The 18,218-nt window shown below is 59.5% G+C and carries 17 protein-coding genes; 13 read left to right on the forward strand and 4 right to left on the reverse strand.

What is annotated here, in order from left to right; all coding sequences use genetic code 11:
• Positions 1-147: 147 nt before the first annotated feature.
• From AC50YL_RS19320 to AC50YL_RS19345, 6 genes are all read left to right on the forward strand, one after another.
• Complete coding sequence (locus AC50YL_RS19320) at positions 148-477, forward strand: ArsR/SmtB family transcription factor (RefSeq protein WP_494833993.1); 330 nt, start codon at positions 148-150, stop codon at positions 475-477.
• Positions 474-872 (forward strand): SRPBCC family protein, encoded by a 399-nt coding sequence (locus tag AC50YL_RS19325; RefSeq protein WP_494833995.1) that lies wholly within the window; start codon positions 474-476, stop codon positions 870-872. The genes AC50YL_RS19320 and AC50YL_RS19325 overlap by 4 nt, the downstream gene beginning before the upstream one ends.
• Before the next feature lie 193 nt (positions 873-1,065).
• Positions 1,066-3,327 carry an ATP-binding cassette domain-containing protein gene (locus AC50YL_RS19330; protein WP_494833997.1) on the forward strand — a complete coding sequence of 754 codons (2,262 nt, stop codon included), beginning with the start codon at positions 1,066-1,068 and terminating at the stop codon, positions 3,325-3,327.
• Positions 3,328-3,610: 283 nt separating this feature from the next.
• Positions 3,611-4,096 (forward strand): MarR family winged helix-turn-helix transcriptional regulator, encoded by a 486-nt coding sequence (locus AC50YL_RS19335; protein ID WP_494833999.1) that lies wholly within the window; start codon positions 3,611-3,613, stop codon positions 4,094-4,096.
• A gap of 43 nt (positions 4,097-4,139) precedes the next feature.
• The gene (locus AC50YL_RS19340; RefSeq protein WP_494834001.1) at positions 4,140-5,180 is read left to right on the forward strand and encodes an Atu2307/SP_0267 family LLM class monooxygenase; all 1,041 of its coding nucleotides are present in this window, start codon (positions 4,140-4,142) and stop codon (positions 5,178-5,180) included.
• 241 nt (positions 5,181-5,421) lie between these two features.
• A complete protein-coding gene (locus tag AC50YL_RS19345; protein WP_494834003.1) occupies positions 5,422-6,933 on the forward strand; it encodes a peptidase G2 autoproteolytic cleavage domain-containing protein in 1,512 nt (503 codons plus the stop codon).
• Between the two features lie 39 nt (positions 6,934-6,972).
• Here the strand turns inward: AC50YL_RS19345 and AC50YL_RS19350 are convergent, their stop codons facing one another.
• From AC50YL_RS19350 to AC50YL_RS19360, 3 genes are read right to left on the reverse strand one after another with little or no spacing between them, the layout of a single operon-like run.
• On the reverse strand, positions 6,973-8,076 hold the full coding sequence (locus AC50YL_RS19350; RefSeq protein ID WP_494834005.1) for a GerAB/ArcD/ProY family transporter: 1,104 nt from the start codon (positions 8,074-8,076) through the stop codon (positions 6,973-6,975).
• Between the two features lie 10 nt (positions 8,077-8,086).
• Complete coding sequence (locus tag AC50YL_RS19355; protein WP_494834006.1) at positions 8,087-9,235, reverse strand: Ger(x)C family spore germination protein; 1,149 nt, start codon at positions 9,233-9,235, stop codon at positions 8,087-8,089.
• 1 nt (position 9,236) lies between these two features.
• Positions 9,237-10,727 (reverse strand): spore germination protein, encoded by a 1,491-nt coding sequence (locus AC50YL_RS19360; protein WP_494834007.1) that lies wholly within the window; start codon positions 10,725-10,727, stop codon positions 9,237-9,239.
• 185 nt (positions 10,728-10,912) lie between these two features.
• On the opposite strand from AC50YL_RS19360, the gene AC50YL_RS19365 reads away from it, so the two are divergent.
• Both AC50YL_RS19365 and AC50YL_RS19370 read left to right on the forward strand, forming a co-directional pair.
• Positions 10,913-11,680: an SDR family NAD(P)-dependent oxidoreductase gene (locus AC50YL_RS19365; protein WP_494834008.1), complete on the forward strand. Its 768-nt coding sequence runs from the start codon at positions 10,913-10,915 to the stop codon at positions 11,678-11,680.
• 287 nt (positions 11,681-11,967) lie between these two features.
• On the forward strand, positions 11,968-12,507 hold the full coding sequence (locus AC50YL_RS19370) for a cupin domain-containing protein (protein ID WP_494834010.1): 540 nt from the start codon (positions 11,968-11,970) through the stop codon (positions 12,505-12,507).
• A gap of 122 nt (positions 12,508-12,629) precedes the next feature.
• On the opposite strand, the gene AC50YL_RS19375 is transcribed toward AC50YL_RS19370, so the two are convergent.
• Positions 12,630-13,415, reverse strand: a complete 786-nt coding sequence (locus AC50YL_RS19375) for an IclR family transcriptional regulator (protein WP_494834451.1) — start codon at positions 13,413-13,415, stop codon at positions 12,630-12,632.
• A 243-nt stretch (positions 13,416-13,658) separates the two neighbouring features.
• Between AC50YL_RS19375 and pxpB the strand changes: the two genes are divergently transcribed.
• From pxpB to AC50YL_RS19400, 5 genes are all read left to right on the forward strand, one after another.
• Positions 13,659-14,432 carry a 5-oxoprolinase subunit PxpB gene (gene pxpB, locus AC50YL_RS19380; RefSeq protein ID WP_494834011.1) on the forward strand — a complete coding sequence of 258 codons (774 nt, stop codon included), beginning with the start codon at positions 13,659-13,661 and terminating at the stop codon, positions 14,430-14,432.
• Positions 14,429-15,469, forward strand: a complete 1,041-nt coding sequence (locus tag AC50YL_RS19385) for a 5-oxoprolinase subunit C family protein (RefSeq protein WP_494834012.1) — start codon at positions 14,429-14,431, stop codon at positions 15,467-15,469. Before pxpB ends, AC50YL_RS19385 begins: the two co-directional genes overlap by 4 nt.
• Positions 15,459-16,250, forward strand: a complete 792-nt coding sequence (locus AC50YL_RS19390) for an ABC transporter ATP-binding protein (protein WP_494834014.1) — start codon at positions 15,459-15,461, stop codon at positions 16,248-16,250. Before AC50YL_RS19385 ends, AC50YL_RS19390 begins: the two co-directional genes overlap by 11 nt.
• Positions 16,250-17,053, forward strand: coding sequence for an ABC transporter permease (locus AC50YL_RS19395; protein ID WP_494834016.1), 804 nt, complete (start codon positions 16,250-16,252; stop codon positions 17,051-17,053). The genes AC50YL_RS19390 and AC50YL_RS19395 overlap by 1 nt, the downstream gene beginning before the upstream one ends.
• Positions 17,054-17,147: 94 nt before the next feature.
• Entirely contained in the window at positions 17,148-18,188 is a 1,041-nt protein-coding gene (locus tag AC50YL_RS19400) for an ABC transporter substrate-binding protein (RefSeq protein WP_494834018.1), read from the forward strand.
• Positions 18,189-18,218 lie beyond the last annotated feature (30 nt).

The raw sequence follows: 18,218 nt of genomic DNA on the forward strand, positions 1-18,218 counted from the left end.
ATGAAGATGCAGTTGACACGACACCAAACGGTGACCTATAATTGAATAGACACTAAACGGTGTCCGATGATTAACGCGTCCATCGGAACGTTTGAATCGATCATGAAGAACCTGCATGCGAACGCGCAGTATATAGGAGACGGTGTTGTGAACGAAGACAACCAGTTGCGGGACGTGTTCGACGCGATTGCGGATCCGACCAGACGCCGGCTGATTCGTCTGCTGGCAGAGGCGGAGGAACTGCCGCTTCATGAATTGACGGCCCAGTTTCAAATGGGCCGCACGGCGGTATCCAAGCATTTGGCGATCCTGAAAGAGGCCGGAATGGTGCTCGACCGTAAAGTCGGCAGGGAAACGCGATTCAGGCTGAACGCCGCGCCGCTGCGGGAGATTCAGGATTGGGTAGCCTTCTACAGCAAGTTCTGGAGTACCAACATGCTGCGCTTGAAGCATTTATTCGAGGAGGAAGAAGAATGAGTTTAGCCTTGTCCATGGATTATCAGTACGCGACTTCGATCGAGAAGGCTTGGTCCGCATTGACCGATTCCAAGAAGCTTGCCAAGTGGATCATGGAAAATGATTTCGAGCCCGTCGTGGGACATCGGTTTCAGTTCCGCACGGAGCCGTCCGAATATTGGGACGGCATCATCAGCGGCGAAGTGCTTGTCGTAGACGAGCCGAAACGGTTGTCGTATACGTTTGCCAGCGGAGGGGAGACGCACACGGTCACCTGGACGCTGGAGGACAACGGGAACGGCAAGGTCAACCTTCATCTCGAACAGACGGGCTTCTCTACCGTGCAAGCACTCGAAGGCGCCCGGTACGGCTGGGGCAATTGGTTCGGCGGATTCGAACAAGCGCTGGAACTCTAATCGCATCGCCAGCGTAAATAGCTTCAGGCCGACGGAACGAGCACGATCGGGGAACCGGCTTGACCCCGAAACCCGCCTAAACCGGCTGCATGAAATCGTGCAGCCGGTTTAGGCGCGTCAAGACGCGCGGAGCGCATAGGGATCAGGCCGATATGCGACCGCCGAAAAAAACATGATCGGAAGGAAGCGAAGCATGAGCGAATCGAATCAGGAATTTATCGTTATCTCCGGCGCAAGGGAAAACAATCTCAAGAACGTGTCCCTGCGCATTCCCAAGCGGAAGATCACGATCTTCACCGGGGTATCCGGATCCGGCAAATCCTCGATCGTCTTCGATACGATCGCGGCGGAATCCACGCGATTGCTGAACGAGAATTTCAGCATATTCGTGCGAACTTTCCTGCCCCGCGTGCCGCAGCCGGACACGGACGCGATCGAGAACCTGAGCATGGCCGTGATCGTGGATCAGAAGCGGCTCGGCGGCGGTTCCCACTCCACGATGGGCACGATCACCGATATCTCGCCCATTCTCCGCCTGCTCTTCTCCCGCGCAGGCCAGCCTCATATCGGAGCGGCAAACCTGTTCTCGTTCAATGATCCGCAGGGCACGTGTCCCGAATGCAACGGAATCGGCCGCAGACTGGGCGTCGACATGGACAAGGCGCTGGATATGTCGAAGTCGTTGAATGAAGGGGCGATCCTGCTGCCGGATTATGCGGTGAACGGCTGGGAATGGAACATGACCGTGCAGGCGGGCTCCTACGACCTCGACAAGAAGCTGAGCGATTATGCGGAAGACGAGTTGGACCGGCTGCTGTTCGCCAAGGCGAGGAAAGTGGAGATGGATTTCGCCGGCAAGGCAATGAACGTGACCGTGGAAGGCATCATCGAGAAGTTCGCCAACAAGTACATCAAGCAGGACGTGAAGACGAAGTCCGAGCGCACGCAGAAAATCGTCGCGCCGTTCATCTCCGAAGGCCCTTGCTCCAGCTGCCGCGGCGCGAGGCTCAGCCAGGCCGCGCTTGGGTGCAGGATCGGCGGATTCAACATCGCGGAGCTGTCCTCCATGGAGGTCGGCCGGCTCATCCGCGTCGTCCGGGAGATCGACGATCCCGTTGCCGCGCCGGTCATCAAGTCGCTGACGGAGCGGCTGCGGCATCTGGTCGACATCGGGCTGGACTACTTGACGCTTGACCGCGAGACGGATACGCTCTCCGGCGGCGAGTCGCAGCGCGTCAAGATGGTGAAGCATCTGAGCGGAAGTCTGGTGGACGTCACGTACATTTTCGACGAGCCCAGCATCGGCCTGCATCCCCGCGACGTGCACCGGTTAGTCGCCCTGCTGCAGAAGCTGCGCGACAAAGGCAATACCGTGATCGTCGTCGAGCATGATCCCGACGTGATCAAGGCGGCGGACCATATCGTCGACGTCGGCCCGCATGCCGGCAGCCGCGGAGGCACCATCATGTATGAAGGAAGCTTCCCGGGCCTGCTGGAGTCGGGGACGCTCACGGGCAACCACATGAAGCGGCAGCTCCGCCTGAAGGAAGCGAGCAGACCGGCGTCCGGCCAGATGCAGATCAAGGATGCCGCGCTGCACAACCTGCAGAACGTAACCGTGGATATTCCGAACGGCGTATTGACAGTCGTTACGGGCGTCGCCGGCTCGGGCAAGAGCACGCTGATCAACGACGTTTTCCTCGCGCGGCATTCGGATGCGATCGTGATCGACCAATCGGCGGTAGGCGTATCCACTCGTTCGAATCCCGCAACCTACACGGGCATCATGGACGACGTGCGCAAGGCGTTCGCATCCGCGAACAAGGTCAATCAAGGCTTGTTCAGCTTCAACTCCAAAGGGGCTTGCGAGAACTGCCAAGGGCTGGGCGTCGTGTATACCGATCTTGCCTTCCTCGACAGCGTGAAGCTGCCGTGCGAGGTTTGCGGAGGCCGACGGTTCAAGGAAGAAGTGCTCGCGTACAAGTTGAACGGCAAGTCGATCGCGGACGTGCTGGAGATGACGGTGGAGCAGGCATTGGCGTTCTTCGAACTGAAAGAAATCTCGCGCAAGCTGCAAGCCATGAGCGACGTGGGGCTGAACTATATCACGCTCGGCCAGCCGCTCAGCACGCTCTCGGGCGGGGAATGCCAGCGCATCAAGCTCGCCAGCGAATTGCACAAGAAGGGCAGCATCTACGTGATGGACGAGCCGACGACAGGCCTGCATATGTCGGATATCGGCCATCTTCAGGAGATCATGAACCGACTCGTGGATGCCGGCAATACGGTGATCGTCATCGAGCACAACCTCGAAGTCATCAGCCAAGCGGATTGGATCATCGATATGGGTCCGGACGGGGGCAGCAAGGGCGGACAGGTGGTGTTCGAAGGCACGCCTTCGCAGATCGTCCATGCGGAGCGGTCGATCACGGGCAGATACTTGGCGCAATCATAATACGGACCGCAAGCTCTCCGTGCGATAAACAGGCGAAAGCATCATGCCTGCCAGCGCACGGGGAGTTTTTTTGTCGCGAATACGAAGCGCGTCGGAGAACGGGTTGACAAACCGATCGACTACATATATTTTTAATATGTATAGAATAAATAATTTTAGGATATATAATGACAGAGCAGACAGGAGCTACCCTTATGAACATTTCATTGACATAGCAATTCGGTTCGAGGCATCCGGTGCTTGGACAAGCCTCGCAAATTTCAAGGATAAAGGTGGGTGTCATATGACGGAACGCGGTGCCGAGGGCACGGAAATCGATTTGAGGCTGACGCGCGTATTGCGCAAAATGACCAGCGAGTTTTTCGGAAGCCTGGAGCGCGATATCGATAATTATGGGCTCAGCACGGAAACGTTCCAGATCCTGGAGTTTCTTTATCATAAAGGTCCGCATCCCATCCAGAAAATCAGCGATACCTTCTCGATTCCGAGCGGGAGCATCACGTACGTGATCGACAAGCTGGAGAAGAAGGGCTTCGTCGAACGGCTCCCCATTCCGGGCGATCGACGCAAAACGAACGTCGCCTTGACAGCGGAAGGCAATCGCTACTTCGGCGATATCTTTCCCAAGCATGCGCGGACGATCACCGACAATCTGTCCTTCGCGACGGACGAGGAGAAGCTCGAGCTGATTCGCGTGCTGAAGAAAATCGGATATGGCGTCAAAGATCGCGCAGGCGATGGCCATGATTCAGGGTCGGCTTCTTTCTAACAGACGGATTTTACTTACACTTCGAAGCTAAGGGGATATGAAAATGGAAATCGGCGTAGATACATTCATCGAAACGACGCCCGACGTGCATACGGGCAAAACGATCAGCCATGCGGAACGATTGCGCGAGGTCGTGGAAGAGATCGTCCTTGCGGACCAGGTCGGGCTGGACATTTACGGGATCGGCGAGCATCATCGCAAAGAATTCGCGGATTCCGCGACTGCCGTCGTGCTGGCGGCAGCGGCGTCCAAGACGCAAAAGATTCGCCTGACCAGTTCGGTTACCGTGCTCTCCGCCGCGGATCCGGTGCGCGTGTTTCAACAGTTCGCCACGCTCGACGGCATCTCGAACGGACGCGCCGAAATTATCGTGGGCCGGGGGTCGATGGTTGACGCGTTCCCGTTATTTGGATTCGATTTGGACGATTACGAGGAACTGTTCGAGGAGAAACTGGAGCTGTTTCTCAAATTAAGGGACTCGGAGAAGGTAACCTGGAAGGGCGGGCACCGGCCGGCGTTCACGAATCTCGGCGTTTATCCGCGCCCGGTTCAGAACCCGTTTCCCGTGTGGATCGGCAGCGGAGGGAATGCGGAATCGGCAGCGCGCGCAGGCGTGCTCGGCTTGCCGTTCGTATTGGCGATCATCGGAGGGAGCCCCTTGCAATTCGCCCCGGTCGTGCAGCATTACAAGAAGGCCGCCGCGCGTGCCGGACATGACGTATCGAAGCTGCGGGTAGCGACGCACTCGCTCGGGTTCGTAGCGGACAGCACGTCGCTTGCGGTCGAGAAGTATTTCGCTCCCACGCAGGCATCGTTCAATTATTTCGGCCAAGAACGCCGCTGGGGCCAATACACCCGTGCGCAATTCGATGCCTCGCGCGGCCTGGAAGGCGCGCTGTACGTAGGCGATCCCCAAACGGTTGCCGACAAAATCGTTTTCATGAGCAAGCAATTGGGCTTTTCGCGGTTTTTCCTGCATCTGCCGGTCGGCACCATGCCGCACGAGGATGTGATGCGGGCGATTTATTTAATGGGCACGGAAGTCGCGCCGCGGGTTCGGGAAGCGCTCGCGAAAGAAAATTAACGGGAAAAAAAAATTGACGGAATCGTCAGCGAGGAGCTTGCCGGGAGGCGGCTCCTTTTTTGTTCGGACGGTTTCCGGGAGTTGCTTGGCCCCTATCGGCAGCTTAGGGCGAGCGGCCGCGATCGGACTGGCCGTTTCCATGCCGGGTAGGTATCCGCGCAAACGTGAAAACCTCGGTTTTCATATAGTGGAATGATGGCCGCCGGATGACGGTTCATTCAGTTTGCAAGGAGGGGATCGTATGGTTTGCAACGCACAAGCTATAGGGACATGCTCCGAAGCCGAAGGCACCAACACGGTCGCGGGCGGAGATTCTTCGCACGCGGAAGGTTTGAATACGAGCGCGAGCGCCGTCGCGGCACATGCGGAGGGTTACTTGACGCAGAGCAACGCGCCGGCTGCCCATGCCGAAGGCGGAGGATCGATCGCTAGCGCGCTCTATGCGCATGCGGAAGGGCAGGAGACGCGGGCGCAAGGAGACAACGCCCATGCGGAAGGTTTCGCTACGCTGGCGAATATCTCCGCGCATGCCGAGGGCTATCTGGCCCAGGCTCTCGGGCCAGCATCCCACGCCGAAGGCGGGGCTTCAATCGCTGCGGGGCTCTACGCGCATGCCGAAGGCCGGGAAACGCGAGCCATCGGCGATCAATCGCACGCGGAGGGGTTGATCACCGTCGCCCAGGGCCTCAACGCCCATGCGGAGGGGGAGCTTACGCAGGCGACCGGGCTGGATTCGCATGCGGAAGGCTTGGAGACGCTCGCTTCCAACCAAGGCGCCCATGCCGAGGGCGAGTCCACGACGGCGAGCGGCCGAGCCTCGCATGCCGAAGGCAACCTGACCGTGGCCGGCGGCATATTCGCGCATGCGGAAGGGCAGCTGGCTACCGCCGGCGGCGACGTCTCGCACGCGGAGGGAAGCCAGACGACGGCGGGCGGACAGGCTTCCCACGCCGAAGGCGCGATCACGGCGGCGAGCGGCTTCGCTTCCCATGCGCAGGGCGTGAGTACGGCCGCGAACAGCTTCGTCGGCCATGCGGAAGGCTGGAACACGTCGACGAACAATCTGGATGGCGCGCATGTCATGGGTCAATTCGGGACGGCGAACGAGCTGGCCTATTCCTGGTATCTCGCGAACGGAACGAGCGTGGATGCCCCGGGCTTGGCCGCGAAAATATTAAGCAACGGCAACGTGAAAATCGACGGAACGGTCAGCAGTCCGGCGGCCGACTATGCGGAGATGTTCGAGACCGCGGACGGCAATCCGATTCCGCCGGGGTATTTCGTGACGCTCGAAGCGGACAAGGTCCGTATCGCGCGTCCCGGAGACCGGTTCATCGCCGGTATTACGAGCGGGAAGCCGGCGTTCCTGTCGGACAGCGGAGAACTGAGATGGCAGGACAAATACGCGACCGACGCGTGGGGCGCGACGTTGTACCGCGACGTGCAAATGCCGGATGTGATCGGCTTGGACGGCGCGATTCTCGTGCCCGCGCGCACGGAAAGGCAGCCGGTCTTGAATCCGGCCTGGGATCCGGCGCTCCCTTACGTGCCCCGCATGCAGCGGCCTGAATGGGTGGCGGTCGGCATGCTCGGCAAGCTGCTCGTGCGGGACGACGGCAGCTGCGCGGCCGGGGGATTGTGCCAGCCGGACGCTAACGGCGTCGCGACGGCATCCGAAGCCGGCTATTACGTGCTGAAACGGACCGGCGAGAATCAGGTGCTGCTGCTGATGGGCAAGACGTACGGCATCTGATATTTCTATGGGCAAGCAGAACGGGGATGGTCGGGCCGCTCAAGGAGCTTCCGGCAGCCGGGAGCGTTTCATCCCTTTCCGGGCGCTCCCGATCATCCACAGCAGTACCGGGATGCCGAACAGGAATATCGGATAGGCGACGTTTTTCCAGAAGGCGGGGAAGATCACTTGGGACTCGTCGACGTTCCGCGGGAACACGGCCACGGCGAAGACGAGACAGGCGACGATCGGCAGCACGCGGTTCCATGCCCGGATATGGAACAGTTGGGCCGTCCCGTAGCTCGTCATGAACAGGTAGAGGCCTAATTTGACGAAGACGGTGAAGCTCATGCCGACGACGAGAAAGATATCCAGGTTTTGCACGAATTCCATGACGGAGATGTACTGGCTGAGTGAATATACGGGATAGAGCAGCTTGGACGGAACGGTGTTGCCCAGCATCATGAGCGCATCCATGACGACGTTCAACAGCACGACCGCCGCGAGTCCCACCGCCCACAAGCCGGTGGCCACGGCCTTCCGTTTATTGCCGATGAAGGCGATCAGCATCACGACCATGGCCGACTCGCTCATGAAGGAAGCCGCGGGCGCGCTTCCCGACAGCACAGGCATCAAGCCCCCGGCCGGCATGAGCGGAAACAGGCGGTGCGCATGGAGATCTTTCAGCGAAAAGATGCGGAACAAAATGATGTTGAAGACGATGATGGGGCCGATGACCTCGCTGCAGCGCCCGACGATCTGGATGCCGCCCTGCACGCCGTAGACAATGACGAGCAGCATGAATGCGAGGATGACCCATATCGGCGTCTTGTCGAACAGGGCCAAGTGCACGAAGTCGGCATACTCGCGCAGGACGATGCCGGCCACTGCCGTCCACAGCAGCAGGTAGGCGAAGACGATCGCTTTGCCCAGCCAGTTGCCGATGATTTTCGGAACGTATTCGACGAACGTGTCGTTCGGATAGAGCAGGCTGAGCTTGATGGCGACATAGGTAACGAGCAGGGCGGCGAACCCGGCCAGGAGGGTGGCCAGCGGCGAGCCTTGATGCGCGGCCCGGAACGTCGGGGCGATCACGAGCATGATCGACATGCCGGTCTCCATGGAGAACAACAACCAAAACAATTGATAGTTCGTCAGCTTCATCTCGAGCTCCTTACCGTTTATTGGGAGGCGGTCCTTGAAGTCCGATCCGCTTGATCTTCACGTGCGAATGAACGGAAACCTTCGCGTCCGAAAAAGCTTGCGACCAATGCGGTTCCAACCGCGTCCACTCGTCGGGATGCTGTCGTTCGACGGTTTGACCGAAATGAAACACGTCGACCTTGAACTCCTTTTGCGCTTTCCGGATGACGGCGGTTTGCTCCTGCTCGACATGGCGGTTCAACTCGTCCTCGAAACCGCGCAGAACTCGGGGATCCCGAAGATCGACGGCCGGCTGGCTTTCCAGGATAACGCCGCTGCCTTTCAGGTCGACGTCGATTTCGACCCGTCCGGAGTTGACCGTCGTGCGAATCTTGGCATGCAGCCGGGTCGTCTCCGTATGGAAGATGCCCTGTCCGCGACTCGCTTTCGCCGTGAGCGGCATGCGATCCGTTTCGCCCGTAATCCATAGCCGATAGGCGGATTCCATCCGATCGTAATACCCGGCCAATCGCTGGTCGCGGTTCAATATCGCCCGACCGTAGATTTGCAGCGTTTTTTTGCGGAGCTTCTCGTCGTACACGACCTCCACGGCGGGGAGCGTAGGACCGCTTCCCGCGACGTTTTCCTCGATCAATACCTCCAGCAGCGAGTTGCCCGTCGTCTTGCCGATGATATGGCGGATTTTGGAAAGCGCGATCGCGGGCATATTCTCGAGCGGGTAGGAGACCTGCATGAAGTCGAGCGCGGTTCCGCCCTTCACGATCCAAATGTCCGATTTGAGCCGGCTGTCGGGATCCCGGGTCACCGAGTCCAGCACGTCGGCGATCCCCGTCTTGGCCATGGCTTCGCCGAAATAGATGTTGTTGCGATGGCCGCGGGTGATTCGCCGGGACAGCTTGAGCTGCATGTCCAGGAGGCAGTCGGACACCGTTTTGCCGGATCCCGTCTCGACTAAATAGGAACGTTGATCGCCGCCGCCTTCCCCGGATTTCGCCGGAATCATGAATTGCCCGACCACCTGGATGGAGCCGTCCTCGAGCCGGTCGACGCCCGAACCGAGCTCGAACAAGCGGTCGTTCAATTCGCGGCGGTCCCAGCACCCGGTCAGCGGGAGCAGGAGAAGGACGGACGTCAACAGGCCGAATCGTATGCGCCGCATATTACCTCCGTGCCGGCTTTCCGTTCAGGATAACCTTGCGCGATTCCTTGTCCCGCCTGGGGGCGCGGATGAGCACGTCCTTGATCTGGCCCGGTTGGAACGGCGCGATCGGGGATAGGAAGGGCACCCCGAACGACTCCAATCTGGCCATGTGGATCAGGATAATCAGCGTTCCCATGGCGATGCCGAACAAGCCGAGCGCCCCGGATACGATAAGCAGAGGAAACCGAAGGATGCGGAACGGAATGCTCATGTTGTACCGGGGGATGGCGAAGGACGCGATCCCGGTGATCGAGACGATGATGACCATCGGCGAGGATACGATTCCCGCCTTGACCGCGGCTTCGCCGATCACGAGGGCGCCGACGATGCTGACGGCGGATCCGACGGCTTTGGGCAGGCGCACGCCGGCTTCGCGCAAGCCTTCGAACAGGAATTCCATCAACAACGCTTCGATGACGCCCGGGAACGGAACGCCTTCGCGCGCGGAGGTGATGTTCAGCAAAAAATTCGTCGGCAGGAGCTGCGGATGAAACGTCGTGACCGCGACATAAAGCGAAGGCAGGTATAAAGAAGCGGTGAACAGAATAAACCGGGTCCACCTGATCAACGTGGCATACAGAAACCGTTCGTAGTAATCTTCGACGGCCTGGAAAGCCGACCAGAACGTGATCGGAACGACCAGGGCTTGAGGCGTGCCGTCGGTCAAGATCGCGACTCTCCCTTCCATCAGATTGGCTGCCACGATATCCGGACGCTCGGTATTCATGATTTGCGGAAACGGGCTGTATGTCTTGTCTTCGATGAACTCTTCGATATAGCCGGATTCCAGCACGAGCTCCATGCTCGCGTCGGTCACCCGCTGCTTGACAAGCTCGACCAGGTCCGCGCGCGCTTGCCCTTCGATGTAGGCAATAATGACGTTCGTCTTGGAATGCTTGCCGAGCACGACGGAATAAAACTTCAGGTGCGGCGTTTGGATTCTTCGGCGTACGAGGCTCGTGTTGGTTTGAAGCGTTTCGGTAAAGCTTTCCCGGGGTCCGCGAATCGACACTTCGCTGGCCGGTTCTTCGACGGTCCGATGCTCCCAACCGCAGGTTTCCAATAGGAGCGCTTCGGTCTCGCCTTGGACGAAGACGGCCAGATCGGCGCCAAGGACCGATTCCGTGATTTCTTGCAGGCTGTTTTCGGTCCGAATCGGACGAACGACGGCGAAATGCTCCTTCAAGAGCGGGAAGTCGACCGTTTGCCTGGCGCCGGGACTGGTTTTCTCCAAGACCCACGATTGAAAGAGCGACGATTGGAAGACGCTCTTGTCGACCAAGCCGTCGACGTAGACCATGAGGATCGCGCATGCTTCGGACAGCTCGACCCGCTGAAAAACGATATCGTAACAATCCGCGAACAGCTGCCGCAGCATCGCCTCGTTCTCGTCCAATTCGGCGCTGATCGTTTCCCGGGGATAAACGACGGGATTCCGTGAAGTGATCAAGATCGGACAGCTCCCTTTGATTTTCCTATATTATCCTTCGCGCGGCGGATTATATGCAGCGCCGGAAGCCGGCTCCCGTGGGGAGATGTATATTTCCGGCAGATTGAAGTCATCATAGTGGCTGTAGAATAGGAAGAGCTATCGTCGCCCGCGAAGGGATCGATCATGCGCAAAGGAGCGGGACAATGGGAAAACTGGATGGGAAAGTCGCGTTGATTACGGGGGGCAGCAGCGGAATCGGCTTGACGGCCGCGAGGCTGTTCGTCGCGGAAGGCGCGAAGGTCGTGATCACGGGCCGCAATCAAACGACGTTGCACGAGGCGGCAGCGGAGCTTGGCGCGAACGCGGCGGCGGTACAGGCCGACGCAGCCGATCCGGCAAGCATGGAGAAGGCGGTGTCGGAGACGGTCGCCGCCTTCGGCAGGCTGGACATCGTCTACGCTAATGCGGGCATTTCGTCGCCTACGCCGCTGGGCGGCACGGAGCTGTCGGTATTCGAGGAAGTGTTGCGGATCAACGTAACCGGGGTGTTCTTCACGGTGCAAGCCTCGCTTCCTCATCTGAAGGAAGGGGCTTCGATTATCTTGACCGGCTCCACGCGCGCGACGGACGGCGCGCCGGCTAGATCCGCGTACGCAGCGAGCAAAGGAGCCATCAGCAGCATGGCAAGGGTGCTCGTAACGGAATTATCGCCGCGGGGCATCCGCGTCAACACGGTAGTGCCGGGAGCGACCCGCACGCCGATCTGGAAGAAATCGACGCCCGAGGAATCCGCGAAGCTGGAAGCCGGGCAAGCGCGCACGATACCGCTAAACCGCATGGGGGATCCGGAGGAAGTCGCCTATGTGGCGTTGTTCCTGGCATCCGACGAGTCCTCGTTCGTGCAGGGAGCGGAGATAACCGTGGACGGCGGGGCGCGATCGGCCCCCATGGGCGCGCCCGTTTACCGGTAAGGAAGGGCCGCGCTGTCGTCAGCCCGGCCGAATAAGGCGTCCTATGTTATGTCCGCGCGCGAATTCGAATCGAAGTCCCTGGGTATCGCGTCCCAAGGGACTTTTTTTATTGCCTTTATTTAGCCGTGTTGTGCGCAGCAACGGGCAATCTGTCGAACCGCGCGGTCGTCACGAATAATTAACCTTATTCGACATTGACGGCGGTAGACATTCCGCGCTTCGTGCCAGTAGTATAAAAGCTACAGGAGGAATTCTGGAATCTCTTCCCTGGTACAAGGAGGATGTTTGTGGCAAATTCAGGAAACGATATCACGAATCCCCGCAGCGGGCAGCGCATGATCTTCCGCAAAACCGGGAAGGACACGAACGGAACGATGGCGGAGATCGAAAGCTTTAACCCGCCGTCGCAGGAAAGAGAGCCCGAGCATGTGCATCCCAAACAAAAAAGCTCCTGCGAAGTGATTTCCGGCATCATCCATTTTCATATGGATGGCAAGACCCATATTTTAAAGCCCGGCGACAGCCTGGAGGTTCCTGCCGGGGTACCGCATTATTTCTGGAATGAAAGCGCCGAGGAAGCGCACACGATTCAGCGGTTTTATCCGGCGCTCGAGATCGACGGCTTCTTCAAATGCTATTTCGCGTTCGCCAGAAACGGCATGCTCAACAAGAACGGACTGCCCAGCCTGCTTCGGATGTCGCGCCCGATGCTGAACTACCAAAACGAAATTCGCACGGTAAATCCGCCATGGGCGGTTCAAAAAGCCGTGTTCACCGCGCTCGCTCCGGTCGCCGGGATGCTGGGCTACAAGAAGACGTACGAATAGCAAGCGTAGCTTGCGTTCGTTATGCAGTGCATCCCATGTTTCTTCCGCTGGACGATCGAATAAGAGATAGGGACGGAAGCGAAAAAGAGCCGAAAGGCTCTTTTTTTTGTTTGGGTTTGCGATTAGGCTTGCGGCAAGTCATGGAGCGGCGGCGGTCCCGCGTATCCGAGCTTCAACGAGATGTCGTAAGCCGATTGCTTGACCTTGCCGATCAGGCGGGGCAGGCAATCTTCCCCGAACCTTCCTTCGGGCCCGGCAATGCTGAGTCCGGCGACCATCGTCCCGGTATGATCGAAGACGGGAGCGCTCAATTCCGCCGTGTAGTTCTCGAGCTCGGACCTGCTGAAGCTGTATCCCGATGCCCGGGATTGGGCGAGCGCTTCGCGCAGCAGCGTCTTGCTGACGATGGTCCCGATGCCGATCGGTTCCGGCTCGATCTCGTCCAGGTAGCCATCTTGTTCGTCCTTCGGCATGAAAGCGAGCAGGATCCGCGACGACGCGCCGGCATAGAGGGGCGCCCGCCGTCCGATCTTGGTGTACAGCCGGACGGGATGGTCGGTGTCGAGCTTCTCGACATACATGGAAGAGTCGCCGTCGCGCACGGCCAAGTGCACGGCCTCGCCGATGTCGTCCCGGAGCCGCTGCATGTCCGGCGCGGCGACATGCCGGATATCGAGCCGTTCGGCGACGAGATTTCCGAATTGAAGAAACAGCAGGCCGAGCGAATACAGGCCGTCCTGGTCCTTGCGCAGCAATTCCATGTCCGTAAGCGAGCCGATCATGCGGTGAACGGAGGATTTGGGAATGCCCGACAGGCGGATCATATCGTTCATGCTGAGCTTCGTATGGGCAAGGAAGAGATTCAAGAGATCCATGGATCGAATGACGGTTTTGTTTTTGTTTTGCAAGTGCGTTCCCCCGGTTTCCGCTCCCCGTATCGACGTCCGCATGATGGCCGGACGTCCTCAACCAGTATACTTCATTGTCGAGAGCGTTTGAATATGCGCAGCGCGATTTCCGAATGGCGACAATTTTTTTATTTTCTCTTGATTTTTGCGTAATCCCGACTATAATTATCGTATATATTGGGTTTGAATTTCGGGATTATTGTACCGAATTTCGGGATTAAATACAACAAGGCGCTGATAAACGTGGGCAGTTTGAATGGAAAGTATGAACAATACGGCGCCTTCGAGGCGAAGTTCTTGTCGCTCGGCGATGCGGCGATCGTCGTGCAATTCGGCGAAACGATCGGTCCGCGGACGCATGACCGGGTGAGGCAGCTCGCGGAATATCTGGAGCGGCATCCGTTCGCCGGCATGATCGAATACGTGCCGTCGTTCTTGTCGGTCGCCGTGTATTACGAGCCGTACGCGCTGCTCCTCGCGCATGCCGGGCATGAAGATCCGTCCGCGAAGAAAAGCGATCCCGGCGGCCTCGCCGTTCGCTTGCTAACGGAGATTCTCGCCAAGCTGGAGGATTCCTCGAAGACGCAGGCGAGAATCGTGGAAATTCCCGTCTGCTACGGCGGGGAACTGGGTCCCGACTTGCCGGAGGTCGCCGCGCATCACGGGCTCACCGAGCAGGAAGTCATCGAGATTCACGCCTCGGCCGATTATCTCGTCTATATGCTGGGCTTTGCGCCCGGATTCGCTTATCTAGGGGGATTGTCGGAACGCATTGCCACCCCGCGCAGGCAGACGCCGCGCTTGGCCATCCCCGCCGGCACGGTCGGCATCGCGGGCGATCAGACGGGCGTCTATCCGATCGTTACGCCCGGCGGCTGGCAGTTGATCGGGAAGTCGCCGGAGCCGTTGTTCCTGCCCTCCGCCATGCCGCCGACGCTGCTGAGAGCGGGCGATATCGTGCGGTTCCGACCCATTACCCGCGAGGAATACGACAGCCGGGGGGTGGAATCGCGATGAGCTTGGTTATTGTCAAGCCGGGACTGCTGACGACGGTTCAGGATTTGGGGAGATACGGCGTGCAGAAGTACGGCGTGATCGTCAGCGGCGCGATGGATGCATTCGCGCTGCGCGCGGCTAATCTGCTCGTCGGCAACGAGGAGCATGAGGCCGGGCTGGAGATCACGATGATCGGTCCCGAAATTTATTTCTCGGACGCGACGCTGATCTCCATATGCGGCGGCGATCTGTCCCCGACGTTGGACGGTCGGGAGGTGCCGCCGTGGCGGACCGTTTTCGCCCCGGAAGGAAGCCGGCTGCGGTTCGGACCGATCAAGTCCGGCTGCCGCGCCTACTTGGCGGTAGCCGGCGGACTGGACGTTTCCCCGCGGATGGACAGCCGCTCCACTTACTTGCGGGCGGGCATCGGCGGCCACGAAGGGCGCGCCCTGCAGGCGGGAGATCGCCTCGCGACAGGCGTTCCCTCGTCCGGCAGCCGCAGGCTTGCGGAGCTGCTCGCTCGCGGCGCGCAAGGATCGGCGGATGCCGCGGTCAGCGGCTGGTCCGTCGCGTCTGGCCTGCTGCCGGCTTACTCCGCGAGTCCGACGCTGCGGGCCGTCGCCGGACAGGAGTTGGAGCTGTTCGACGAAGACAGTCGGCTCCGGTTCTTCGGCGAAGCATTTACGGTGCGCACCGAGTCCGATCGCATGGGCTATCGTCTGGCCGGCGGCGCGCTGCGGTTGAAGGCGCGGCGGGAATTGATCTCGGCGGCGGTCACGTTCGGCACCGTTCAGGTTCCCCCCGACGGCCAGCCGATCGTGCTGATGGCGGATCGGCAGACGACCGGGGGCTATCCCAAGCTCGCGCAGGTTATCTCGGCGGATTTGCCGCTGCTCGCCCAGACCCATCTCGGCGGGCAGGTGCGATTCCGCGCCGTCTCCCTGGAAGAAGCGCAGGAGCAGTATTTGAACCGGGAGAAGGGGATCCGGGCTTTGCGCAGCGGACTGGAACAACTACAGACTAACAGGAACGGGAAGGTGATCGCGCATGGCGAATGACAAGCAGCCGAAGCTCTCCATCCAGGATTTGGCGGTGGCATATCAATCGAAGGGTCGCAGGACCGTCGCCCTCGAAGGGGTGAATTTGGACGTCAAGGACGGGGAGTTCGTATCGGTCGTCGGGCCGAGCGGATGCGGGAAGTCGACGCTGCTGAAAGTCGTGGCCGGCTTGCTGCAGCCGGCGGCAGGAGCGGCGTACATCGACGGCGAGCCGGTGAACGGCGTTCCGGATCAGGTAGGCATGGTGTTCCAGAACGACGCTTTGCTCCCTTGGAAGACGGTCGCCCAGAACGTTCGGCTGCCGCTTGCGATCAAAGGTTTGCCGGACAAGGCGCAGGAGCAGGAGGTCGACCGCCTGCTGAAGATGGTCGGTCTCGACGGTTTCGCGGGATTCTATCCCAAGCAGCTGTCCGGGGGGATGCGCAAGCGGGTCGCGCTCGCGCGGACCTTCGCCTACGACCCCGACATCTACTTGATGGACGAGCCGTTCGGCCCGCTGGATGCGCAGACGCGCGTCAAGATCGGCGAGGAGTTCCTGCAGATGTGGGATGCCGTCGGCAAAAGCGTGCTGTTCATCACGCACGATATCGAGGAGGCGATCGCGTTGTCCGACCGGGTGATCGTCATGTCGGCCCGGCCGGGCCGCATCAAGGCCGAGTTCGATGTCCGGCTGGCCCGGCCCCGACCGTTCTACGACATCCGGTTCGATCCGATGTTCAAGGAGCTGCAGAAGGAAATATGGGCGCAAATGTCGGACGAGCATGCGGGAGGGGTCAGCTGATGGCGGCAAAATCGAAAAACGGCGCGGCCCGCGCTTCGTCGTTCCGTGAACGCAGATATTCCAACAAGTCCGTCTGGACGGGGAGAATCGTCGTATTCGTCCTGCTGGTCGGTCTCTGGGAGCTTCTGTCCGGCAGAGCCTTCAATGCCTTCTGGCTCAGCAAGCCTTCGCTGATCGCCGGACGCATCGGGGAAATGCTGGGTGACGGGGATCTGTGGTTCCATATGAGCGCAACGCTCCAGGAAGCGATCGGCGGACTGGCGATCGGGATGATCGGAGGAACGCTGCTCGGCATCGCGCTCGCATTCAGCGGGATCTTCGAAAAGTGGATTTACCCGTACATGATGGCGCTTTACAGCCTGCCTCGCGTATCGCTTGCGCCGCTCTTCATCGTATGGTTCGGCATCGGTCAGTCCTCCAAAATCATGATGGTCGTGGCGATGGTCATCTTCGTCGCGTTCTACAATGCTTTCGAGGGCATCCGCAATATCGACAAAGACTTGATGGACATGATGGACACCTACAAAGCCAAGTGGACGCACAAGCTCCGCTGGGTGGTGCTGCCGTCGATCACGGTCTGGATCCTGACCAGCGTGCGGCTCAATATCGGCATGGCGCTGATCGGTTCGGTCATCGCGGAGCTCGTCGGCTCCAATCGGGGCCTCGGCTATTATATCTCGTATTCGTCCAACATGCTGGACACGACGGGGATCTTTACCGGGCTGGTGCTGATCATGGTGATCGCCGTCGCCCTGGAACAGCTCGTGCTGCTGCTTGAGCGCTGGCTGCTCCGGTACCGTTAAGACCAAGACAAGGATCTCGCTCCAACCCGACAACGGGAGCAGCCTGATATACAACGACTATTCCCAAAGGGAAGATCCTGAGGAGGACAATCCAATGAAAAAGACCAAACCAGTTGTGTACCTGCTACTCATGTTCATGTTTACCGTGCTTGCCGCCTGCGGCAATTCGTCGTCGGAGACGAGTGAAAATACCGGAACGAACGCCGCGAACGGCGAAACGAATGCCGGGAACGCGCAATCCGATCCGCAAACCCCGGCCGGCGGCTCCATTCGCCTCGGCCTGGTAGGCGGCGGCATGACGCCGATGGTCGCCCAGATCGGCATCAGCGACGGCTCTTACGAGAAAGCCGGCATCAAGATCGAAGAGAAAGACTTCACCGCCGGCGCGGATATGGTGCAAGCGCTGGTAGGCGGCAGCTTGGACGTCGTGCTCGGTTCCTACGAGCATGTGCTGAGACAGCAGCAGAACGGGCTCGGCGTCAAGGCATACGGAGAAATCTTCAACGGCGTCGGCTATGCGCTGATCGTCAAGAAAGACGCGCCGTATCAGTCGCTGAAGGATCTGAAAGGCAAGACGCTGGCGGTAACCAAGGTCGGCAGTCTCTCCGATACCGGCCTGCGCGAAGGACTGAAGGAAGAAGGACTCGATCCGGAGAAAGACGTTCGTCTCATCAACGGCGGCAGCGGCGCGACGATGCTTGCCGCGATCGAAGGCGGCCAGGCCGCGGGCGGCATGGTGTCGGAGCCGACGATTTCGCAGATGCTCGCGACCGGGGACTACCGGGTGCTGTACGATCCGCCGTTTGACTTCGCGGGCATCGTCATCATGGCCAAGACGGATTGGGTAGCGAAGAACCCGGACCTGATGAAGCTGTTCCTCAAGGTGAGCGGCGAAATCAACGGACGCGCCCAGCAGGATCCGGCAGGCGCCGTCGCGGCGATGCAGAAAATCTTCGATAAAATCCCGCCGGACGTGATGAAAACGGCCGTCGGCAATCAGCTGGTCAAGGTGCCCGAAGGGTTGAAGGTCACCGAAGACGGCGCCGCGTTCGTGCAGAAGACGCAATTGGATCAAGGCATCCTCAAGAAAGAAATTCCTTTCGCCGACGCGGTCGATTTGACTTATCTGCCCTAATGCAGACGATTTGACTTTGCTTCCATAACT

The sequence above is a fragment of the Paenibacillus sp. J22P277 genome (assembly GCF_059383675.1).